At 40.9% G+C, this 22702-nt stretch carries 17 protein-coding genes and 1 pseudogene; 5 read left to right on the top strand and 13 right to left on the bottom strand.

Features of this window, described 5'->3' with window-relative positions; all coding sequences use genetic code 11:
* Window positions 1-258: 258 nt before the first annotated feature.
* Window positions 259-1158, top strand: coding sequence for an alpha/beta hydrolase (locus I8748_RS13310; protein ID WP_198125055.1), 900 nt, complete (start codon window positions 259-261; stop codon window positions 1156-1158).
* 53 nt (window positions 1159-1211) lie between these two features.
* On the opposite strand, the gene I8748_RS13305 is transcribed toward I8748_RS13310, so the two are convergent.
* The 6 genes and pseudogenes from I8748_RS13305 to mnmE all read right to left on the bottom strand — a co-directional run bounded on the left by I8748_RS13305 (window position 1212) and on the right by mnmE (window position 5439).
* Entirely contained in the window at window positions 1212-1541 is a 330-nt protein-coding gene (locus I8748_RS13305; RefSeq protein WP_198125054.1) for a XisI protein, read from the bottom strand.
* Window positions 1529-1883, bottom strand: a pseudogene (locus I8748_RS13300) (XisH family protein). Before I8748_RS13300 ends, I8748_RS13305 begins: the two are co-directional and overlap by 13 nt.
* A gap of 83 nt (window positions 1884-1966) precedes the next feature.
* Window positions 1967-2737: an SDR family NAD(P)-dependent oxidoreductase gene (locus tag I8748_RS13295; protein ID WP_198125053.1), complete on the bottom strand. Its 771-nt coding sequence runs from the start codon at window positions 2735-2737 to the stop codon at window positions 1967-1969.
* A gap of 225 nt (window positions 2738-2962) precedes the next feature.
* Window positions 2963-3457: a GNAT family N-acetyltransferase gene (locus I8748_RS13290; protein WP_198125052.1), complete on the bottom strand. Its 495-nt coding sequence runs from the start codon at window positions 3455-3457 to the stop codon at window positions 2963-2965.
* 38 nt (window positions 3458-3495) lie between these two features.
* Complete coding sequence (gene arfB / locus I8748_RS13285; protein ID WP_198125051.1) at window positions 3496-3912, bottom strand: alternative ribosome rescue aminoacyl-tRNA hydrolase ArfB; 417 nt, start codon at window positions 3910-3912, stop codon at window positions 3496-3498.
* 132 nt (window positions 3913-4044) lie between these two features.
* Complete coding sequence (gene mnmE / locus I8748_RS13280) at window positions 4045-5439, bottom strand: tRNA uridine-5-carboxymethylaminomethyl(34) synthesis GTPase MnmE (protein ID WP_198125065.1); 1395 nt, start codon at window positions 5437-5439, stop codon at window positions 4045-4047.
* Window positions 5440-5630: 191 nt separating this feature from the next.
* On the opposite strand from mnmE, the gene I8748_RS13275 reads away from it, so the two are divergent.
* On the top strand, window positions 5631-5831 hold the full coding sequence (locus I8748_RS13275) for a hypothetical protein (protein WP_198125050.1): 201 nt from the start codon (window positions 5631-5633) through the stop codon (window positions 5829-5831).
* Window positions 5832-5921: 90 nt separating this feature from the next.
* Here the strand turns inward: I8748_RS13275 and I8748_RS13270 are convergent, their stop codons facing one another.
* The 4 genes from I8748_RS13270 to I8748_RS13255 form a co-directional block, all read right to left on the bottom strand.
* Window positions 5922-6242: a hypothetical protein gene (locus I8748_RS13270; protein ID WP_198125049.1), complete on the bottom strand. Its 321-nt coding sequence runs from the start codon at window positions 6240-6242 to the stop codon at window positions 5922-5924.
* Between the two features lie 570 nt (window positions 6243-6812).
* Window positions 6813-8435 carry a mucoidy inhibitor MuiA family protein gene (locus tag I8748_RS13265; RefSeq protein ID WP_198125048.1) on the bottom strand — a complete coding sequence of 541 codons (1623 nt, stop codon included), beginning with the start codon at window positions 8433-8435 and terminating at the stop codon, window positions 6813-6815.
* A 377-nt stretch (window positions 8436-8812) separates the two neighbouring features.
* Entirely contained in the window at window positions 8813-9058 is a 246-nt protein-coding gene (locus tag I8748_RS13260) for a ChaB family protein (RefSeq protein ID WP_198125047.1), read from the bottom strand.
* 296 nt (window positions 9059-9354) lie between these two features.
* Window positions 9355-10983 (bottom strand): DUF655 domain-containing protein, encoded by a 1629-nt coding sequence (locus tag I8748_RS13255; protein WP_198125046.1) that lies wholly within the window; start codon window positions 10981-10983, stop codon window positions 9355-9357.
* A 217-nt stretch (window positions 10984-11200) separates the two neighbouring features.
* Here I8748_RS13255 and I8748_RS13250 point away from each other — a divergent pair, with 217 nt between their 5' ends.
* Complete coding sequence (locus I8748_RS13250) at window positions 11201-12364, top strand: cysteine desulfurase family protein (RefSeq protein ID WP_198125045.1); 1164 nt, start codon at window positions 11201-11203, stop codon at window positions 12362-12364.
* Between the two features lie 446 nt (window positions 12365-12810).
* Here I8748_RS13250 and I8748_RS13245 read toward each other — a convergent pair whose 3' ends face one another.
* From I8748_RS13245 to I8748_RS13235, 3 genes are all read right to left on the bottom strand, one after another.
* On the bottom strand, window positions 12811-14118 hold the full coding sequence (locus I8748_RS13245; protein WP_198125044.1) for an EF-hand domain-containing protein: 1308 nt from the start codon (window positions 14116-14118) through the stop codon (window positions 12811-12813).
* Between the two features lie 798 nt (window positions 14119-14916).
* Complete coding sequence (locus I8748_RS13240; protein WP_198125043.1) at window positions 14917-16335, bottom strand: aldehyde dehydrogenase family protein; 1419 nt, start codon at window positions 16333-16335, stop codon at window positions 14917-14919.
* 118 nt (window positions 16336-16453) lie between these two features.
* Window positions 16454-17491 (bottom strand): nitrilase-related carbon-nitrogen hydrolase, encoded by a 1038-nt coding sequence (locus I8748_RS13235; RefSeq protein ID WP_198125042.1) that lies wholly within the window; start codon window positions 17489-17491, stop codon window positions 16454-16456.
* Between the two features lie 249 nt (window positions 17492-17740).
* Between I8748_RS13235 and treZ the strand changes: the two genes are divergently transcribed.
* Together treZ and treY are read left to right on the top strand one after the other, a co-directional pair.
* The gene (gene treZ, locus I8748_RS13230) at window positions 17741-19591 is read left to right on the top strand and encodes a malto-oligosyltrehalose trehalohydrolase (RefSeq protein ID WP_198125041.1); all 1851 of its coding nucleotides are present in this window, start codon (window positions 17741-17743) and stop codon (window positions 19589-19591) included.
* Window positions 19592-19812: 221 nt separating this feature from the next.
* On the top strand, window positions 19813-22611 hold the full coding sequence (gene treY, locus I8748_RS13225; protein WP_198125040.1) for a malto-oligosyltrehalose synthase: 2799 nt from the start codon (window positions 19813-19815) through the stop codon (window positions 22609-22611).
* Window positions 22612-22702: the final 91 nt, after the last annotated feature.

Raw genomic sequence — 22702 nt, 5'->3', positions numbered from 1 at the left:
TTGAGTGCAAAATATCAATTAACCCACGGTTAGAAGCTATAGTGTTGATCTTTAGTAGGGGTTATGGGAAAACGAACCACAGAGACGCAGAGGAGGACACTTCCGTGCGGGGGTTCCCCCCCCGTTGAGGAAAGTGTCCGTGACGCAGAGGAATGAAGGTTTGAGGTTTTTTGTGTCAGTCCTATTTAGATATGTAACGCTAAGTCTTGTATATTGATAAGCTAATAACTTGCTGGGAAAAAGATAAAAATTAACTTTATGATCAACCACACGGAAGGCACATTTAAAGGTGTCGGGGGGCTGGAACTTTATTATCAAAGCTGGCAACCACAGGGTAAGGTGAAGGCAGTATTAGCCGTTGTGCATGGACTGGGAGCGCACAGTAGCAGGTATGATAATGTGGTGCAGCATCTCGTACCTAAGCAATATGCTGTGTACAGCTTTGACTTGCGGGGTCATGGACGTTCGCCAGGTCAGCGAGGTTATATCAAAGCTTGGGCTGAGTTTCGTGAAGATTTACAAGCTTTTCTCAAGTTAATTAAAATCCAACAACCAGAAAGCCCGATTTTTCTTTTGGGTCACAGTTTAGGCTCGGTAATTGTCTTAGACTACGTTCTCCGCTGTCCTCAGGAAGCATCGACATTGCAAGGTGTGATTACTTTAGCACCAGCTTTAGGAAAAGTTGGCGTGTCAAAAACTCGGTTACTTATAGGACATTTGTTATCACGAGTTTGGCCGCGGTTTACCCTCAATACTGGTATGGATTTATCTGCGGGTTCACGGGATGAAAAAGTTATAGCCGCCTACGCCAAGGATGAACTACGCCATACTCTAGGTAGTGCGCGTCTGGCTACGGAATTTTTTGCTACAGTCGCCTGGGTTAATGCTCATGCTGGTGATTGGCAATTACCGCTGTTGATTCTCCAAGGTGGCGCTGACCGCGTGACATTGCCGGAAGGTGGTGAAATTTTTTATCAACAAGTAAGTTGCACAGATAAGCAGCGAGTGGTTTATCCAGAAGCCTATCACGAGTTGCAAAGTGACTTGAATTATCAAAAGGTGATGGCTGATTTGGAAGATTGGTTAGAGCGACATTTAAGACTGGAAACAGTGCAGTTGGCATCAAAAAGCAGTGAGTTGGAGTTTCCTGGTTCATGAAAGTGCGATCGCTTCTACTTTATCAAACAAGCGATCGCGCCATATATTTAGATTTACCCCACTGCAAACTCTGTAAACTTCCGCTTGTAGGGAGCATGAAAACCCAAAACAATATCTTGTTTAGGAACTCCAGCAGCAACTAACTCATTCGCCACTCCTACCTCAGTTCCATCTCGTTGAATCCAAATCTTACCATCTTTAATATCAACATGAATAATACAACCATAAACCCGCCTTAGTTCTTCCCATCCCAAATGAACAACTTGATAATGGTCATGTTCGTAATCAAAAATCAGCTGTACTTCTGTATCATCATTTGAGTGGTGAATCGAATGACCTTCCAGAATTTTCTTTACTATTTCACGGTAGTTTATTCTTTCCATAGCAAAACCTCTTCTGTAATTGGCGCAAAAATGAGAAGCTTAAGTCTATGTTCAGCGATTACCTATTGAATAAACGGGCGAATAAAAAAGTCTTGATAAATATCCTCAGAAATAGCTAAATATAAAACTCTATCAGGGAATTTTCTACGCAATAAGGAAAGATTTAATTTCAACTGCAATTTTTTGACCAGCTTTTTCAGCAGCTAAAATTCTTTCTGCACCTAAATCTACATAAAACTCCATTTCATCAACTTTAACTGATAGAGGGTCATGAGTAATTGTCCATCCATCCTTTTCTAAAGCTGAACGAACAGCGTTATGAAAAATGTCTTTAGCTGGCATAGTTTGATTATAAATGTTGACAGCTACTAAAAAAACCTGACCAAAATTAGCAATTTAATAGTACTAAAATAGTATAATATCTCTTACCAAGGCAACCTACTGCCATCCCAGGAGAAAAAATGACCGCTATCACCTTCTTGAAGTTGTTCGATAACAGTTATTAACTGGGTGACAGTGCGTTCTACTGAAAATAATTTTTCCGCAGGTACATTTGCTTGAAATGGACGAGAAAGGCGTGTATCGGTTGTACCTGGATGCAATGTTATTACCAAAGTCTTAGGACAGCTTCTACTATATTCAATCGCCGCTGTTCGCATCAACATATTGAGTGCGGCTTTAGAAGCGCGGTAGCCATACCAGCCACCAAGTTGGTTATCGCCAATACTACCAAGTTTGGCAGAAATAGTGGCAAATACGCTGCGTTCTTGATGACGAAATAAAGGCAATAAATGTTTAGCTAGTAGCACAGCGCCAATACTGTTAATTTGAAAGTAGCGTAGCAAATTTTCAGAATTGATCTGTCTTAAACTTTTTTCAGGTTGCAAAGTCTCATCATGCAGTATTCCAACACAATTGATGACTAAATGCAGTTTGTTGATTTGGCTACGTATCTGCTGAACACATTCACTAATTTGCAATTCATCTGTGATATCCATCGACAGACAAATTAATCGTTCAGGATATTCGCTTGCAAGAGTAATTAATTCAGAAGCAGATTCCAGTTGACGATAGGTTGCATAAACTTTACTAATTCTGTTATCTTGCAGTAACTTTTTCACAAAACCTAAACCAATGCCTTGGCTTGCTCCTACAATCAATGCATTGGCATGATTAATTTCATTAATAAAAGACATACAAAGTTGAAGTGAAACAATTTTAGATTTTAGATTTTGCGAAAAGTTGCGTGCGGTGAGGGGGTCGCAGTCTTGGCGGTTCCCGTCGATTGCGAACCCCCGAACCCGAAGGGGGGTTCCCCCCGTTGAGCAAACTTTTCAAGACGAATTTTGGATGATAAAAAACATATTTATTAAACTTTTGGACAATTCATCTGTGGTAATTATTGTTCAAATTAGTCATCTTTATGAAACTATTTCATATTCGTAGCGAGAGACAAAATAAGCACCTACTTGTCTGTCACTGTGATGACGAAAACCAAAGCGTTCATATACAGCTTTGAGACGGGGACGCGCAGCATCACAATCTAAACGTAAATAACGTTTATCAAGGGTTTGTGCATATTTTACTGCCCAAGTGAGCAGTGCTGAAGAAACTTTACCACCAGAATAACGCCGTTTCACTGCGAGGCGATGTACAAATGCTGAATCTTCCTGAAAAATATCCGGCCAGAAAATTAAATCTTCAAGTTGAAACTTGATTATACCAACTGGTTCACCAGCGTACTCGGCAATGAAAAACAAGCCTTTAGCGACATCTTCAAAAATACTATTTGACGAAACTTCACTATGATGCCACAGAGGTATACCACGCTGTTGGAGCCACAAAGCTGCTTCTAGAAGCACATTTGAGACTATCACTGTATCCTGTATGGTTGCTTGGCGAATTGAAATGTACATTGATTAAACAACAGTGAAACCCAACAAAAATTTATGAATCAATAATCCGTGACTTTGCCTCTATTCAACTTAACTTGTCCACGCTGATTTTTGTGGTCAAGACGCTTTTTTTGAGAACTGCGAGTTGGTTTAGTGGGTCTGCGTTTTCTTTTGATTACAGTTACACTTTGAATGATTTCTTGAAGTCGTCTTAACGCTTCCTCTCGATTTTGTTCTTGGCTGCGGTGTTCTTGAGCTTTGATGACAATAACTCCTTGCTCTGTGATGCGTCGGTCGTTCAGCTGCAAAAGTTGTTGTTTATAGTAATCGGGTAATGATGAAGCTTGAATGTCAAAGCGTAAATGGATAGCCGTAGAAACCTTGTTGACATTTTGCCCTCCTGCACCTTGAGAGCGAATTGCACTAATTTCGATGTCGCTATCGGGAATAATGACTGTCTTAGAAATTTGTAGCATAACTTAAATATATCATTATTACTCCCTTGTCGTCAGAAAATTACCTATCTCTTCCTTTGCGTCCTTTGCGTCCTTTGTGGTTCGTAAAAAAAAAGACTTTGAGTCAGAGTTTGAGTCTACCCTAATTATTCATCATTTACCAATACAAAAACGGCTAAAAATTCTGTCTAAAACTGATTCTGTAACTTCTTCTCCGGTAATTTGTCCTAGTGCATAAATTGCATCTCTTAAGTCAATTGTCCAAAAATCAAGGGGTAACTGTTGAGCAATTGTTGTTTGTACCTGTTCTAAGGAAATTTGAGCTTGAGTTAAGGCTGCTGCTTGCCTTTGGTTAATTGCTAAGTCCATATCAGCAGCTTGGACTTTGCCAGCTTTAACTATCTCTAAAATTGCTGTTTCTAAATTAGATATACCTTGATTTTTCGCGGCTGCTGTGGGAATTTGAAATTTGAAATTTGGGATTTGGGATTGCAGAGTTTTCCATTCACTTTCTGCTACTAAGTCAACTTTGTTAATCACTAAAATCAAGGGACGATGTTGCACCTGTTGGTAAATTTCTTCATCGCCTGGTGTCCAACCTGCTGAAGCATCGATGGTTAATAATACTAAATCCGCTGCACTGGCGGCACGGCGCGATCGCTCGACACCAATTTTTTCTACTTGGTCTACGGTTTCTCGAATCCCGGCTGTATCTAGCACCTGCACGGGAATTCCTCCCACCACTAACTGGGATTCCACCACATCGCGGGTAGTACCTGGTAAGTCTGTGACAATGGCGCGATCGCTTTGACTCCAAGCGTTCAATAAACTCGATTTCCCCACATTTGGACGCCCAACAATCGCCACTTTTAAACCTGTGCGGAGTAGTTCGCCTTGATCTTTTGTTGCTAATAACTGAGTAATTTCTGCGGCAATGCGATTAATTTCTGATATTATGGCTTTATCATCCAGCGGGGGTAGATCTTCCTCAAAATCAATGCGAGCTTCGATTTCTGCTAAAATATCCAAACAGTTAGCGCGTAACTGCCGGATAGGATGAGCTAATTTTCCCTGTAAACCAGCTAAAGCAGTTTGGGCAGCTTGAGGCGATCGCGCTCCCACCAAATCAGCAATACTTTCGGCTTGAGTCAAATCCAGTCGCCCATTCAAAAAGGCACGCAGGGTAAATTCTCCTGGTTGGGCTAGTCTTGCCCCATTTAACAAGCACAGTTGCAGCACTTGTTGCACTGCGATGATTCCCCCGTGACAATGGAACTCCACCACGTCCTCACGAGTGTAGGAACGAGGTGCTTTCATCATCAGCAACAAAGCTTCATCCACCAATTGTTGCGTCTGGGGATGGCGGATATAACCGTAGAGAATGCGGTGACTTTCCCAAACTTGCCGCCCTGGTGCATGAAACAAAGTTTGAGCAATGGGCATTGCTTGGGTACCAGATACCCGCACAATACCAACACTACCCTGCTGTGGCACAACAGCAGTAGCGATCGCAGCGATGGTTCCAGTAGTGGCAAACAATTCCGACATGAGCGCCCTTTTGGTGCAAGACATTGCATATATATCGTTAGCTAGCTTAGCAAAAGTGCTATCAGCAACGACTTATATATCAATGGTAGGTATTCAGGGCTAAGAGATGACAACTAGCAAGGTAAAATTTATCTGGAGGGTAATGCCTGAGAGTAAGTAGTCTGGGAGTATGTCACAAAGAGGAATTCACTGTGGAGCAAAAAATTAACTGCGCTGAAGATTGTATCAACGGGTGCGTTTTAGGAAATAAATGTCCCAATATCGAGTTTAGAGAAGCAGCAGCAAAATTTATTGAAGAGACTTCCTTAGACCAAATGCTGGAGATGGCTGAAGAACGTCTACGGAAAAAAATGATGGAACCGCCAAAATGGATTTTACCTGAAGATCCATAATTAAAATCCTCTGGGCAAAATAGCAGTCCTAAAAATGATTCAGGACTGCTATATTTGCCATTTAATTAATATTGCTATTTCTTAATATGGCTAAAAGAAACTGTTGTTGCTGTGGCTGAAGCCACCGCTATTGCTGAAGCCACCGCTATGGCTGAAATTACCGCTTTGACTCCAGCCACCACCATGACTCCAACCGCCGCCGTGGCTGAAACCACCGCTTTGACTCCAGCCACCACCATGACTCCAACCGCCGCCGTGGCTGAAACCACCGCTTTGACTCCAGCCACCGGAATATCCACCTCCCTCAATATTTTGCCTTTCTTGAGTGGCTAGTTCATTGAGAAAGCTTTCGGAATCATTAAACAGATTATAACCAAGAGCATCCAATTCAGAGATTTTGACATCAGCCATTAGGCTTTCTCCTTTGTGTTACAAAGCAAGGACTTTTCACATCAAAAGCAAGATTAAACAATATTTTGTCTAACCTTAGTTATGATGTTTGCAAATTGAATTTCTCAAATCAATCCTTGTGAATTGATTGTTTAGACACAAATAAAAGGTTTTTGTCTATATATGTTTTTAGCCTCTCAATTAGGATGCAGTTAAATCAACTATTTTCTCTCAAACCTGTTTGAATATTCAAAGATTTATAATTCAATAACTCTATTTTTTATATATTTGACTATTAAGATTGATTTTTTCGATTATACAAATACATCATGACAATCACGATATTGTTTGCTTACTAAGAGATTGATAGTTAAGTAATTTGATAAAATTCAACCAATCTATATAGTTAATAATTCAGACATAATTACTTGAGTTATATCTAATAATTAGCAGATTAGTAGCTTCAAAGTAAAAAAAATATCCCTATGTTAAAGCCCCTCTCTGCGTCGGAGAGGGGTTGGGGAGAGGTTCATCGAACTCACGTCAATTGAGAAAATTGTAGAAGCTTGAAGAATAATGGTAACTTCGATTTTAAATGTCTAATCCCACAACAGTTAGTTCCGGTGGATGTTCGACAATGAACTGGTAAAATATCTCTCGTTGCTCTTGGGGTGGAATAGTTAGCAACCATTCTAAAATCCCCATTTCACCAAGTTGAATTTGTGGGTTGCTGCGGGTAAGGCGTACTTTAATTTGTTCGTTGCGGCTAACTGGCAATTGTTCAGTGATTTTCACATGAGTTTCTTGATTCAGCAAGTTAGTAATTAACAATCGATAACCATAAGTAGTCCGGCGCAAGTTACTAATCAATTTTTTATCAACTTGACGTTCGACTAATTCACGCTCAATTTTTAAAGCTTCATCAATGCCTAAATTCAAGTTAAATTCTTGCCCTGGTGCGATATTTTCTAAATTAGTTGTGCCGACAAAGATATTGTCACGGAAAATATTTGCTTTGCCTGGTAATAGAGTTGCACCGTTGGAAGGATTTTTCACATTAGCTTGTAAATAAGCAAAACTCACCAAGCGCGGCATTGCCACATAATCGAAACTACAAGGAAAATTGTCGTTGAAAATCGCCGTTTTATGGGGTGTACCATCACTGGGAATGTTACCGCCGCCATTGAGTTTAAAAGTAACTACACTGCCTTGCTGGGATAATTCTGCAACAACTGTTTCTGCTGGGATGAGACTTTCTGCTGCAAGTTCCTCTGGTTCTTGGTGATTTGCTTCAACAGCAGCACTACGTGGCGCTGCTAGGTCAAACTCCTCAATGCGCCTTTGTCGTACCCTTACGTTTCTTTGGCTTGGGGTGTCAATATACCAGGGTTCAAGTTTGGGTGGGAGTGTACCTAATCCCGGTTTAGCGGTAGAAAGGGTAAGCGCTACATCAATCCAATCTTCACCAGTGTTTTGGGTAACTTCTGCAAGGTAGTTTAAATGTACTATCTTACTCGTATTATTAACCCGCAAGTCATACAGAGGTGTCCAACTGGCATAATCGACTATGTAGGATAACTCAAACTCAAACTCGCCTTCACCCGCCGATTCAATTGCGACAATCAAGTTCAGACTTTTCTGGGAATGGGGCGTTTGAATTTTTTGCAATGAGGCGCGGAGTGCTTGCAGTTGCTTGTCTAATTCTTCTTGTTGGCTTTTGCAGTCTCCAGATGCGATCGCATATTCGCTATACTGGCTGCCCAAAAAGTTGAGGAAATCCAAAGTTTCGCTGAGGCTGAGATTTTTTCGTGATATACTCTGGGCAAAGGGTTCTTCTGTTTTTTCCCGCAAGCCTTCAATAAAATTAGATTGCAACACCAAGGCATCTATTTGAGCTTGTAGATAACGTTTTTCTGTTTCTATTTGCTGAATTTGTCTAGTTAACTGTGCCACTCGTTCAGCCACAGGTTCAGTGGTGTAGATGTAATGGCTTCTAACTCCCAGCAAGCGCACCCCTACGGTACCACTACCGCTGACTCTCACTGACTCAGTTTGTAGGGTCACTGGTAGCCCGGTAATTATTAATTCCCTTTCTACTCCTGTTAAGGAGACGACACCCCGGCGTGTAACTAGAGCTTTGTTGGTATACACAGTCACAGCTACAATTTCACTGTCTACTGTTTTTTGCAAAGATGGTGTTTCTGAGTTAACCATTGCTGAATACGAATTTTTAATATTTTTAACTGCTTTAGCTATAGATACTACTCAGGCTAACTCTTTTTGTGGCTAAGTGCGATCGCGCTACTCATTTGCTGACTGGAAAATTCTTTGTACGGGCAGTTTGCTCAAGTCGGCAAAGCCGCCCACGCAACTGCCCTCGCCTTAGTGCCTTAGTGGTAAAAAATCAATGAACCACAAAAGACACGAAGACACAAAGAGTTTTCATTTGTTCTCGTGTACGCAGCTGATGAGGACTACTAATTTTTCAATATAATGGTCAAATTTGATTTTAAAATAAATTATATGAAATAAACAGAGGCGGTTTGTAAACATTACAAACCGTCTCAAAATTGATATTTGATTAAAAGGGTTTAGTTGCCACCAGTGGTGATAGCTTTATTATGTATGGGTGGATCTTCAGGTTTTCTCTGCCATTTGCCATCCTTACCTGGTTCATATTCATTCCTGACACTGTTCCAGGCAACTTCACGGGCGCCCTCTTCACTCAACCCATCTTTTTGGGCAGCATTGAATGCTGCTAAGAAAATCTGTTGGGCGTGTTGGGGTAGTTGTTCTTTGATTTCTTGAGGTAATTCATCTATTTTGTGATCCGCCATAAACCTACTCTCTCTGAATCATTTCATCTTGAGATTTATGCTAAAAATTTGGCGGCTCAATTCCCTCTTTCCCTCAGCATAGTTATAAAATATTATACTTTTGGGAGAGATTTCACAGTTATAGCAAACCGTAATGTATACAAAGGAATAAATGGGTAATTTGGTGGTGGTAGAGGAGTAATGTTTTTTAAGCGAACCGCAGAGGAGGACACTTCCGTGCGGAGGTTCCCTCCGTTGAGGAAAGTGTCCGTCGCGCAGAGTACGCAGAGAGGATTAAGAGAAGATGTTATAGAGTACTACAATGTCAGGCGATCGCGCCATTTATCTACCATCTTGTTACTTACTCCTGGTACTCTTTCTATGTCTTGTAATGATGTAAATTTTTGCTGTTGGCGACTTATAATAATCCTCTGTGCTAGCTTTTTACCTACGCCGGGAAGGGTGGTTAATTCTTCTAAAGTTGCTGTATTGATATTTATTTGTGAATTTACTTGATTGGTGCTGGAATCAGGGGTGATAATTTGGGGACACTTTTGTTTTTCTTGTTTAATCTTTTCTTGAATTTTTGGTGGTAACCCAGGTTGAGCTTTGCTGTAAAGACGGTCAAATTCACGTACATAATGGGCGGCAATTGTAGGGTTTTCAATTACTAATAATGTCTCGTCATTACCCTCATTGGCTGCGTCTGACCAATTGTGTGAACCTGTAATTACTGTTTTGCTATCTATGACGGCAAATTTATGATGTAATAAATCGCCTTTGGCTAATGTCGGTATGCCTACCGTGGTGATGGGATTCTTCCAAGGGTGATTATCAAGTTCATATTTACATTGATTACTCAGTGCAACGCCCATCATATCTAAGGCTTCACTATAAGGTCGAAAAATAAATTGTGGATCGATTAATGTATGGATTGATACATTTTTTTGATGGCGGATTTCTAAGATGTTGGCAAGATGTTGTTCGGAAAATACAAACAATGCCATATCAATAGATTTATTGGCGGAATTTAAGGTTTTGCCAATTAAGCCATTACTAGTTTCACTCCAAAGTTGAGTTGCAGAACTTGGGGAAAATTGCACTGTAATTTTAGTTTCACCTAGCGTAATTGTTTTTGGCGATCGCTGAGGTTTTTTCACACCAAATTTACTATCAAGTTTACCTCCTGGGCCATCACCCCACATAATATTAAATTCTTCTGTAAATAAGGATGCTAATTCGGAACTTTCAATTTGTAAAAAGTTATTGGCATTGCCTAAGCTACTAGGATTTGTAAAATCGCCAAAAATATCACTTAAAGTGAAATTCGCGGAAGTTACAATTACAAGGCGATTGTCTACAATCACAAATTTGTGATGCATCAAGCTACTACCTGCTGAACCATCTGCACGATCATCAATCAAAGGTATTTTGGCATTTTGTAAAATGATTAATGCATCTCTTTGCTTAATTTCCTCTGGACTGATTTGATGATCTTGGTTAACATCTAGAAATTTCTCAAATTCGCGGTAGCGTTCTTGTTCCCTTGGTGCTAACTTCTTGACTTCATCGGCTGTCTGGCTACTCCAAGGACGGCTGTAGGTGTTTTCCAAAATCACCCTCACTTTGATTCCTGCTTGCTGTCTCAGGCTTAGTGCTTCGGCAACTTTGGGTAAACGTAATTCTTGTACCGCTACATCTACTGTAGATTTAGCTTGGGAAATAGCATCGACAATCTGTTTTTCTAAATTATCCCCAAGGCGGGTTTGCTGACGGTAAGGTTCTTTGTACTCCCAAGACTCGGAATGATTAAAGTAAACTTTAACAAACGGATCTTGCGGTAAAGCAGCTAGACGCTTACTGTGAAACTGGACTCGTTGACAAGCCGCGATCGCTAATATAATCAAAAAGATCAAAAAATACTTTTTCTGAGGAAAAATTTGCACGGTAATCTGCTAAAAGTGGATTGGGAGTAAACGTATTTATAATTCCCAAAATCAAGTACGCCAAATTAGGTAGAAAAATAGTTGGAGAATTATGACAAAATCCATCCCATTGATGTAGAAATATTTACCTTTTGTCATGAATTATTAACTTATCTATATATGCTCAAAAGATAAGCAGTCTGTCGCCAGCTTGTGATTCCATTCAACTATTAGTGATATGCAAATATATCTAGATTACAGTGCTACTACTCCCACTCGCCCAGAAGCGATCGCTATTATGCAAACAGTCCTCACCCAAGAGTGGGGCAATCCTTCCAGTTTACATGAATGGGGACAACGAGCAGCAACAATTGTGGAACAAGCAAGGCTGCAAGTCGCTGGATTAATTAACGCTGCCCAAGCTGAATCTATTATCTTTACTTCTGGGGGCACTGAGGCAGATAATCAAGCAATTATGGGTGTGGCTCGATTGTACACCGTGCCTCAACATATAATTATCTCGAATGTTGAACATTCAGCAATTTCAGAAACAGTGAAGTTGCTGGAAATGCAGGGTTGGGAAGTAACGCGCTTGGCGGTGGATGGAAAAGGCAGAGTTAACCCGTTAGATTTAACAACCGCATTGCGACGTAACACGGTTTTAGTCTCCATAATTTACGGGCAAAGTGAAGTAGGGACATTGCAACCAATTGTAGAATTGGGGAATATTGCCCGATCGCATGGAGTTTTGTTTCATACAGATGCAGTGCAAGTTGTAGGACGCTTGCCCATCAACGTGCAAACATTACCTGTAGATTTATTGAGTATATCCAGTCATAAATTATATGGGCCATTGGGTGCAGGGGCGTTATATGTGCGTCCTGGTGTCGAGATAGCGCCCTTAATTTATGGTGGTGGACAAGAAATGGGACAGCGTTCTGGGACTCAGCCTGTACCAGCCATTGCAGGTTTTGGTGTAGCAGCCGAACTTGCAGCACAAGAATTAGCCAGCGAAACACCAAGGTTAATCAAATTACGCGATCGCTTGTTTGATTTATTAGCAGACGTTCCTGGTTTAATAGTCACAGGCGATCGCGATCGGCGTTTACCTCACCATGTTAGTTTCTGCCTAGAATACGCCGATGGCGAAAACAAGAGCGGTAAAACCTTAGTACGACAGCTAAACCAGGCTGGTATTGGCATCAGTGCCGGTGCTGCCTGTCGCAGTGGTAAACTTAGCCCCAGTCCCATACTTTTAGCAATGGGCTATTCCCAAAAAGCTGCTTTAGGCGGAATTCGCATGACATTAGGCCGTTATACCACCGAAGCTGATATAGATTGGACAGCGATGGTATTAAAGCAAGTTTTGCAGAGATTGTCACCTGATTTATCTTTAGCTTAAGGCAAAAGGGACTGGGAATCGGGTAATAGTTACTAATACCATTTTGGATTTTGAGATTTTGCGAAAAGTTTGAGCGGAGGAAACCTCCGCTCAAAGCTTTTCAAGACGGATTTTGGATTGTGAATTGCCTTGTGTGTCCTGGTACACGTAAATCAATATGTTGCAATCATTTTTAAAATTGTTATAACAATATAGTTCAATATCTTTAGAGATGATTTATAAAGTAAACCTTAAATTGTAGCGACGGTCTACCACTTCTTCTAAGATACAAGGGTGTGTTACGCCGCAGGAATCGCGCACCACAAATCTCTGGCGGTGCGTTAGGACTATCGTCCATAACGCACCCTACCAAACTATCAACGAAAAAAATTAAGCTTTTAAAGCCTCTCTCCTTGCAGGGGAGAGGTTTGGAGAGGGTCTTTTAAATTTGTCGAACTCACGTTTGATTAGGTTGCAAGAATTATATCAGAATAGGCAAAAGACCAAACTGGACGCATTTTCAAAAACTCTTCAAAGGAAATTTTCAAATCCTTATTATCATCATATTTTCTCATGTATTCTTCAACTTCATTAGAAGGTAATCCCCATTCTAGTAATAGTGTCTTTAACTCAAATTCATCAATGTAACCAGTCCGATCAATATCTATTTGCTCAAAAATGAGTCTGCACTTTTCTTCATTGCTAATATTTTTACCCTTGCTGAGACACTCTAATTTCACGGTTTCTCTTTTTAGTCGTTCTTTGACACCTTTAATGTGCCAAATTTTCTCATAAAAATTAATGAAATTAAATTCATTAGCATCTGTGTTTCGAGCAAGAAAAGTATTGATAAAAGAATCTGGAACTTGCCACTCGTGCCAAAGATAGCTCAATTCATCTTTATCTAAAGTTCCAGTTTTATTTATATCTAATTGAGCAAAAACTGCTGCTGCTACTGCTTTATCATCAAGTTCATCAGGATTGATTGATAAATTATTATTTACCCATAATTCTTTTGCATCTTCATCAATTAATGTTTGTCTTTGACTTTCTTTTGTCCAAGTTATCCATTCTGCTGGTGTGGGTTTCATAATTAACTTATAAAGAGCATTATAACCAAGGACAAAAAGGATAAAAAACAAGTTGCCAGCAAAACCTAATATAGAGGGGAATATCAACACACCAGCCGCCAGAATTGCAGCAGAATAAAGATTATCCTTAAAGATTCCAAAAACAGTAAAGATAAAGTAAAATACTCGACACCAAACGTATATGCTTAGAACTAAAAATGTGTTGATTAACCAAAAACTTGAATTTGGTTCTAAGAGGAGATGAATGGCAGTATAAAGGTGCAAACCGACACAGAATAAATATCCTGGAATCATTACACTTTTAGAGCCAAAAACAATCGGTGTTTGGTAAAAAGATGAAGTGACATGACCGATTATGGCTGATAATGCCATGATCGTAGCGGGGATTTCTGGATTACTACTAAAAAATGCAATTACACCAAACACAACCTCTATACTTCCAGAAATTACGTGAGTTCTGATTGATAATTTCCGCTTAGGTAGCATGAGAAATTTTGGGTGTGGTGGGTTTGTGTAATGATAGTACAAAACGTAAAAGTTACAGAGAATTGATGCCGCACACAGAATTAGTTTTTGATAATATTCTGTTTCTTCCCCTGTAAAAGTAGTACTAAAATAAAAGCAAGCCAAGGCATAAATACTCATGGGTAAAAGTAGCAATGTTTTTTTCAACAACATCACCATATATAGTTTCCTTTTTGATTGATTAGAAGATGAAAGTTAATTTTTTCATTTGAAATTTTTGCCAGTTCATTATTGACTAATGCACTAGCAGGAACAATGCATAAAATCCATTGCCACAAACAGTATGGTAAATTTCGTATCTTTACACCTGACTTTTTGTCGGTATCTGTTTAATGTCAGATTATATTATCACTCAGATTTTATATTATCAAGTATAAAAAATTGACAGTATTTTTCTTTTTTAAAATTTAATTTATAATTTATAATTTATAATTTATAAACGCATTTAACAGTAGACTCATATCATGTCCGCTTGATTACTTTAGGACTTACGCACTAGTGACGAAAAACTAAGCTTTTGCGATTACTTTGCTACCCTGCGGGAACGCTTTCAGCGAACGCTCGCTCCGGACGTAAAATCGTAGTCCGCGCGTAAGTCCTGTACTTATTAAATTTTAAGAACCCCACCTCACCAAAGCTACGCTTTGTTTCCCTGCCCCTAATCCCCAGAGGGGGCCCCGAGTTCCCCGTTCACGGGGAGAAGTTAGGGGTGGGGTGGAATGATTGTGGGAAACATAACTATTTAACCGAACTTGATATCACATCATGTCCGCTAAATCACTTACGATATGTCAATTGCGAGCGCAACGAAGTGAAGCGAAGCAACCGCATCGATATCATATAAATTTACTATGAAGATGAAGCTCAATATTTTTAAGACTTATGCAAGTGTCATATTTTTTTGTGTGGGTTTTTAAAGGTCAAGAGTCAAGGGTCAAAAAACCTTGACTCTTGACCTCACGAATTATCAAACCACCAAGGGTCACTAGTAGAGTTAGTTTTAATCAAACAAGCTTTTTTTCTCATAAACCGTTTCAGCGCCGCAGGCCCCATGCGCGAACCTCCCATACCGGAGAATTTGAAAGCGTTTTTTTCTCCTTCGTGCATAATGGCGGTGAGAGCTGCATCATTAATACTGATAGCACCTGCATCTATTTGATCAGCAACAGCTAACGCTTCAGTCTCCGAACCGGCAAAAACCGCAGCACTTAACCCAAACATTGAATCATTCGCCAAATACACTGCTTCTTCAACTGTGGGGAAAGGCATCACTGGCATAATGGGGCCAAAAGTCTCTTCAGTCATCACTTTCATTGAATGGTTCACCTGAGTAATTACCGTCGGACGACACCACCAACCACCATTTAACGCTTCAACTTTGCCGCCGCAGTGAATAATTGCGCCTTTTTCTATTGCATCTTGCAAATGGTCGCTAATAATTGCTGCTTGTTTTTCAGCAATAATAGGCCCAAGTTCTCCACTTTCAACTGTGGGATAAGCTAGTTGCAGACGCGAAGCTTTGGCTATTAATTGATGATAAAATTCTTCAAAGATAGATTCAGCAACATAAATTCGCTCAATTGAAAGGCATGATTGCCCAGTGTTCACCACTGAACCCCATAAAATAGCTGAAGTTGCCAATTCTAAATTCGCTGATTCTAAAACGATCGCCGGGTCTTTTCCCCCTAATTCTAAAAAAGCAGGAATAAACTGTTTAGCAGCCGCCTCTGCAACTTTTCGCCCAGTGGCGATACTACCTGTAAAGCATATTAAATCCACATTGTCAATTAAATTAGCACCTGTTTCCCCTGCACCCTCAACAAAACTCAAGATATCGCGCAATTCTGGCACAGCATTGATGGCAGTAACCAGCGGTGCGACAAAGCGGGGGGCAATTTCACTCGGTTTAATAATGACAGCACAACCCGCCAGTAAAGCCGGGATAGCATCGATTGTAGACAGCAACAGCGGAAAATTCCAGGGGCTAATTACCCCGACCAAGCTATAAGGAACAGATGATTGTTGTAAAGCGATAAACGGGATGGCTGTATTTTTGGCAGATTCTTGTAACAAATCTGGTGCTAACCCACACCAGCGGTCAATGCTAGAAAAAAAAGAATCGATTTCCAACTTTGAAATTGACAACCTGCCCGTATCATTAACCAAAGCCTCCATCAGGCGATCGCGTTCCGATAATAAAGCTTGCTTCCATGCTTGTAAAGCTGCAATTCTACCTTCCACACCCAATTGATACCAACGCGGTTGTGCCCTGCGCGCGCGGGTACATTGCTGCGCCAAAAGCTTCGGCGGCGGTGGAATAATTACATAATCATATTTTCCAGTCCTAGGGTTGCGGACTTCTATTGGTTTTGTCATTTGTCATTTGTCAGTTGTCAGTTGTTAGTTGTCAGTTGTCATTTATAATCCCAATTCCCAATTCCCCATTCCCAATTCCCCATTCCCAATTCCCAATTCCCAATTCCCAATTCCCAATTCAAATTATTCCCAATTTAACCAGACGTTCAATTGTTGCTTGTTGTGTTTGGATAAAGTGTTTACGGTCTACTTCTTGGTTCAGCATGGTGTTTGCTGGGTAAAATTGTGACTGGCTGTAGCTTTGGGCGTATATATCAAACCGCTGGCGTGAAAGTAAATTATGTAACCCAGGACGACGGCGATCGCGGCGTAATGCTGCTAGGTCTATCTCTGCAAATGCTGCCATACTTTCGCCTGTAGCTGTTTCTGCTAAAACTATTCCACGATGATCAATAATTTTAGAACCACCATCAGCAGAAGCGGTAGGGATGGGAATATTAACTATGCCTGCTGTATTCGCTGAAACTACATATGCCATATTTTCTACAGCACGAGAGATTTTAGCAGCATCTTTAGGCGTTAACGTTTTGCCATACACTTCTGAGGTGGAGTGGAGAAAAATCTCTGCACCTCGCATCGTCAGACACCGCGCTACTTCTGGATACAAAATTTCTTCTGATGCCAAAGCTGCTAAATTACCAATTGCCGTCTTCGCCACAGGGAAAACTCCCTCCAACCCGTAACAGTCGAGATATTTATCCCAGACATCGCCAGGGGTGGGGGCAAAAAAGGAATTTAGCCGCCGATAACGTAAAACAATTGTTCCCGAAGCATCAATTACAAAGCAAGTTTGAAAATACAACCCTGGAAAATTTGGGTCAATTTCGTAAGCATTACCAGCTAAAAAGATTTGATGTTTTTGAGCAATTTTACCAAGCGCTTCATACTCAGCACCCGCCATTTCTAAACAAGCTTTATCAGCCCATACTGCTAAAGGTTCTCCCATCGGAAAACCAGTGAGAAAATATTCTGGCAATACAATTAAACGACAGTCAAAGCCAATAAAAGCAATACTAGCAGCAATTTGTTGTGCCAAACGATTAATAGAGTTTAACATCAACGAACGAGCTTCTTGGCGATCGCGTGTTTGATTGACTGCATGGCATGTAACTTGCAATGCCAAAGCGCGGAATGAATCTAAATTGTTGTTTGTCATTTGTCAGTTGTTAGTTGTCAGTTGTCAGTGGTCATTATTTATAAACCCCATGCCCCATGCCCCATGCCCAATGCCCAATTCCCCATTCTCCATTCCCAAAGATAAAAAAAAATACGCCTGCGGATGCTAGCGAATTCCTTGGTACAACAACCATGATCCTATCTGGTGTGTTCGTCAACACTGGGCAATTGCTCACCTTGACGATCGCCACAATTCGGCATAACACATTATCTAATGGGAGGATACTGCGTGAAAATTGGCGCTCACTACTTAGGTAACGGGGAATGTGAGTTTACAGTTTGGTCGCCGACATTAAATAGCGTCGCGGTGCAAATTTTGTCGCCACAACAACAGGTAATACCGCTTAAACCTGTGGAGGATGGATATTGGCAGACGAAAGTAAACGATGTGTATCCAGGTACGCTTTACCGATATATCTTAAATGATGAAAATGCCTTCGCCGATCCGGCGTCGCAGTATCAACCCCAAGGAGTTCATGGCCCCTCTCAAGTTGTTGAACATCAGTTTGAATGGACAGATGCAGGTTGGGCTGGTGTTCCCTTGGAGTCAATGATTTTCTATGAACTCCACGTCGGTACCTTCACCCCCGAAGGAACTTTCACCGCCATCATTGACCGCCTTCCAGATTTAAAGGAACTGGGAATTAACGCTATTGAAATTATGCCCATTGCTCAGTTTCCAGGAGACACTCATATTGAGGCTTCTCTGGCATTTCGCAATTGGGGTTATGATGGCGTTTATCCGTTTGCTGTGCAAAGTTCCTACGGAAATCCAGCGGCTTTAAAACAACTGGTCAATGCTTGCCACCAACATGGTATTGCTGTGGTGCTGGATGTGGTGTATAATCACTTCGGCCCAGAAGGTAATTATATGGGTCAGTATGCGCCCTATTTTACCAAAACCTATAAAACACCGTGGGGCAATGCGATGAATTTCGATGACGCCTACAGTCAAGGTGTGCGAAATTATTTCATCGAAAATGCGCTTTATTGGTTACGAGAATTTCATATTGATGCATTGCGACTTGATGCTATTCAAGCAATTTATGATTTAGGTGCCAAACATTTTTTATGGGAATTAGCAGAAGCAGTACATCACTTCAAAGCACAAGGGCAAACATGGAAACGTCACTTAATAGCAGAAAGTGACTTAAATAATCCCCAAATCATTCGTCCGCCAGAACTGGGTGGATATGGACTTGATGCCCAATGGAGTGATGACTTTCACCATGCATTGCACGCACTTTTAACAGGCGATCGCCAGGGATATTATCAAGATTTTGGACAATGTAGTCAATTAGCAAAAGCTTATACAGATACCTTCGTTTACGATTGGCAGTATGCGCCCCATCGTAAACGATATCATGGTATACCATGCCGCGATCGCTCACCCTCACAATTTGTAGTCTGCATCCAAAATCACGATCAAGTCGGCAATCAAATGAAAGGCGATCGCCTGTGGGATCGCCTTTCATTTGAAGGACTGAAATTAGCCGCCGGTGCTGTACTATTATCACCGAACTTACCCCTATTATTCATGGGAGAAGAATACGGCGAAACTGCACCCTTCACCTATTTTGTAAGTCACTCCGACCCCGATTTAATTCAAGCAGTACGCGCCGGACGCCAGCAAGAATTTGAAGCCTTTCACTATTCAGAAGGGCCACCAGATCCAGAAGCAGCAGAAACCTTTTTAGCTTCTAAACTCAACTGGCAATTACGCAACGAAGGAAAGCACAAAATCTTACTATATTGGTATCGCCAATTAATTAATTTACGCAAAACCCATCCCGCACTGCTGAAGCAACACCGCGACTTCATCGAAGCGACAAGTGATGAAGAAAAACAGTTAGTTATTGTGCGTCGTTGGTGCGAAACCAGTCAACTAATATTTGCGATGAATTTCAATTCATCTCCCGTCACCACAACTTTACCAATTCAAAGTGATGGGAAAAAATTATTAGATTCAGCAGATAGATCATGGGCTGGCCCTGGTTCTCAAGCACCCGAAAATATATCAGCAGGACAAGAATTAAATCTGCAACCCAACAGTTTAGTACTGTATGAATTGCAAAGCTAAAAGTAGCCCTATCAAACTTCCTAAAATTTTTGGAAAATAATTTCTCTTAACTCTGTGTCCTCTGTGTCTCTGCGGTTCAATAAATTATTTTTTAACCACAGAGGCGCAGAGAAGGACACTTCCGTGCGGGGGTTCCCCCCGTTGAGGAAAGTGTCCGTGACGCAGAGAGGAAAGCAAAGATTTGAACCCTGATTAGTAGTTATTTCTTCCTTAATAAATTTATGCGAATTCCTACTACAACTTATCGAATTCAATTTACACCTGAGTTTGGCTTTGAAAATGCTAAAGCGATCGCAGCTTATTTGGCAGATTTAGGAATTACTGATTTGTATGCTTCTCCTATTTTTAAAGCCCGTTCTGGTAGTACTCATGGTTATGATGTAGTTGATGCTGCTCAACTGAATCCAGAATTAGGTACTACTGAGGAGTTTGAAGCGTTGGTTAGTGAACTGCAATCCCTTGGTATGGGCTGGTTGCAAGATATTGTTCCCAATCACATGGCTTATAGTAGCGAAAATCACTACTTAATGGATGTGTTGGAACATGGCCCTGATTCGGGTTATACTGACTACTTTGATTTGGGTTGGAATGCCCCGTTTGCCGATCGCCAGGAAAGAATTCTCGCACCGTTGTTAGGCGATTTCTACGGTGTCTCTCTGGAAAAGGGAGATATTCAACTGCAATATTCACAAACTGGGTTAACTGTCAACTATTACAGTTTAAAATTGCCGTTGCGGTTAGAGTCCTACACCAAATTTCTCAGCTACAATCTGGGCAAAATCACGCGCAAGCTAGGACGCAATCATCCTGATTTTATTAAGTTATTGGGGATTCTTTACATTCTCAAAAATGTGCCTTTGGAAGTTGTTGATAAACAGCGACAAGACCAAATCGCATTTATTAAAGGTTTAATTTGGGAACTTTACACCACAAATGATGATATCCACGAATTCATCGAGGATAATCTGAAAATCTTTAATGGAGATGTAGGAAATCCAGAAAGTTTTAATTTGCTCGATGAATTATTAAAAGACCAATTTTACCGTCTTGCCTTTTGGAAGGTAGGGGCGGAAGAAATGAATTATCGCCGTTTCTTTACTGTCAACGAACTCATTTCTGTAAAGGTTGAAGATTCGCGGGTATTTAATAATACCCACTCTTTAATTAAAAAGTTGGTTGCAGAAAGTAAATTTACAGGTTTACGCATTGACCATATTGACGGTCTTTATAATCCTGTGCAATATCTGGAACGGCTGCGGGAAAAGATGGGAGATGTTTACATCACCGTTGAAAAAATCTTGGAACTCACGGAAGATTTGCCAGAAAACTGGGATATTCAAGGTACATCAGGATATGACTTTTTAAATTATGTTAATGGTGTCTTTTGTCAAAAGGAAACTAAATTTTGGTTTGATAATATTTACCATAGTTTTATTAATACACGAGTAGACTATGCATCCTTGGTAAAGGAGAAAAAGCACCTAATTTTAGAAAAGAATTTAGCAGGTGACATTGATAATTTAGCGATTTTGTTGAAAAATATTTCTAACAAATATCGCTATGCCAATGACTTTACTTTGAACGGATTGAAACGAGCGATCGCAGAAGTTTTAACAGTGTTTCCTGTCTATCGCACCTACATCACTCCTGAAGGCATTTCAGAAAGCGATCGCGCCACTATTCAAGAAGTCATTACCCAAGCCAGAGAACAAGCGCCTTTGCTGCAAAATGAATTGACTTTTATTGAAAAGTTGATGCTATTGGAGTTTGATGATTCTCTAACGCAGACAGAACGGGAACAATGGATATATTTTGTTCTCAGGATGCAGCAATACAGCGGCCCGTTAATGGCCAAAGGCGTAGAAGACACTACACTATATGTTTACAACCGCTTGCTATCGCTGAATGAAGTGGGGGGTAATCCTAGTCATTTTGGCATTTCTACAGCCGAGTTCCATGCTTTTAACCAGAAGCACCAAGCAAACTGGCCCCACACCATGAACGCCACAGCCACCCACGATACCAAGCGCGGCGAAGATGTGCGTGCAAGGATAAATGTATTATCAGAAATACCCCAAGAGTGGGAAGAACAAGTCAATATTTGGAGTTATCTTAATCAAGATCGTCGCAGCGAACGGCACGGTTTTGCCATGCCAGACCGCAACGATGAGTATTTTCTCTATCAAACGCTAGTAGGGGCGTTTCCCTTTGACGAAGACGAAGAATCATCTTTTCTGGAACGAGTTAAGGACTACATGATTAAAGCAATTCGGGAAGCGAAAGTGCATACAGCCTGGCTGCGTCCTGATAGCGAGTATGAACAAGCATGTGCCTCCTTTATTGAAAAAGTGCTAGATTCGTCTATATCGAGTCAATTTATCGAAGCCTTTCGCCCCTTTCAACAGCGAATTGCCTATTATGGTATTTTTAATTCCCTGTCCCAAACTTTACTCAAGGCTACCGCGCCAGGCGTACCAGACTTTTACCAAGGAACGGAACTTTGGGATTTGAGTTTGGTCGATCCTGATAACCGCCGTCCTGTAGATTTTGAACTGCGACGTAGTTATTTGAGTACCATCCGAGAACAAATCAAAACAGACATTCTCGCACTGATTCAGGAATTACTCACTCACAAAACTGATGGCAGAATCAAACTGTTTTTAACAGCGCAACTACTCAAAGCTAGAAAAAATTATCTTGCACTATTTACTGAAGGTGACTATTTGCCCTTAGAAATCCAGGGAAGCCACGCCAACCATATTATCGCCTTTGCTCGGCGACAAGGAAATCAAACAGCGATCGCCATTGCACCCCGCTTTTTCACCAGTCTCATTCAGCCAGGAGAAGACCCCCTTGGCGATGATGTATGGCAAGATACACACCTGCAACTACCCGCCAACAGTTCCTCAGCTTGGAAAAATGTTCTCACCGAACAAACCTTAGAAGTGACAGAAACTTTACCCATCGCCCAAGCCTTAGCCCATTTCCCCGTCGCACTCTTAGTTAGTGCTGAGTGCTGAGTGTTGAGTGCTGAGTTAGGAGTGAGGAGTTAAGAGTTAGGAGTGAACAATTCTTCATCCCCCTCATCCTCCTCATCTCCCTCATCCCCCA

The sequence above is a fragment of the Amazonocrinis nigriterrae CENA67 genome (assembly GCF_016056305.1).
GTDB classification, from domain to species: domain Bacteria; phylum Cyanobacteriota; class Cyanobacteriia; order Cyanobacteriales; family Nostocaceae; genus Amazonocrinis; species Amazonocrinis nigriterrae.
Note: the sequence above shows the minus strand (reverse complement) of the source record. Positions and strands in the feature narration are given on the sequence as shown.

Excerpts from the sequence above, each read along its gene's own strand:
- I8748_RS13295 (WP_198125053.1), bottom strand. The coding sequence starts at position 2,737 with ATGTCTTTTATTAATGAAATTAATCATGCCAATGCATTGATTGTAGGA.
- I8748_RS13310 (WP_198125055.1), top strand. The coding sequence starts at position 259 with ATGATCAACCACACGGAAGGCACATTTAAAGGTGTCGGGGGGCTGGAA.
- mnmE (WP_198125065.1), bottom strand. The coding sequence starts at position 5,439 with ATGTCGGAATTGTTTGCCACTACTGGAACCATCGCTGCGATCGCTACT.
- I8748_RS13240 (WP_198125043.1), bottom strand. The coding sequence starts at position 16,335 with ATGACAAAACCAATAGAAGTCCGCAACCCTAGGACTGGAAAATATGAT.
- treY (WP_198125040.1), top strand. The coding sequence starts at position 19,813 with ATGCGAATTCCTACTACAACTTATCGAATTCAATTTACACCTGAGTTT.
- I8748_RS13235 (WP_198125042.1), bottom strand. The coding sequence starts at position 17,491 with ATGACAAACAACAATTTAGATTCATTCCGCGCTTTGGCATTGCAAGTT.
- I8748_RS13305 (WP_198125054.1), bottom strand. The coding sequence starts at position 1,541 with ATGGAAAGAATAAACTACCGTGAAATAGTAAAGAAAATTCTGGAAGGT.
- I8748_RS13245 (WP_198125044.1), bottom strand. The coding sequence starts at position 14,118 with ATGGTGATGTTGTTGAAAAAAACATTGCTACTTTTACCCATGAGTATT.
- arfB (WP_198125051.1), bottom strand. The coding sequence starts at position 3,912 with ATGCTACAAATTTCTAAGACAGTCATTATTCCCGATAGCGACATCGAA.
- I8748_RS13260 (WP_198125047.1), bottom strand. The coding sequence starts at position 9,058 with ATGGCGGATCACAAAATAGATGAATTACCTCAAGAAATCAAAGAACAA.
- I8748_RS13265 (WP_198125048.1), bottom strand. The coding sequence starts at position 8,435 with ATGGTTAACTCAGAAACACCATCTTTGCAAAAAACAGTAGACAGTGAA.
- I8748_RS13270 (WP_198125049.1), bottom strand. The coding sequence starts at position 6,242 with ATGGCTGATGTCAAAATCTCTGAATTGGATGCTCTTGGTTATAATCTG.
- I8748_RS13290 (WP_198125052.1), bottom strand. The coding sequence starts at position 3,457 with ATGTACATTTCAATTCGCCAAGCAACCATACAGGATACAGTGATAGTC.
- I8748_RS13250 (WP_198125045.1), top strand. The coding sequence starts at position 11,201 with ATGCAAATATATCTAGATTACAGTGCTACTACTCCCACTCGCCCAGAA.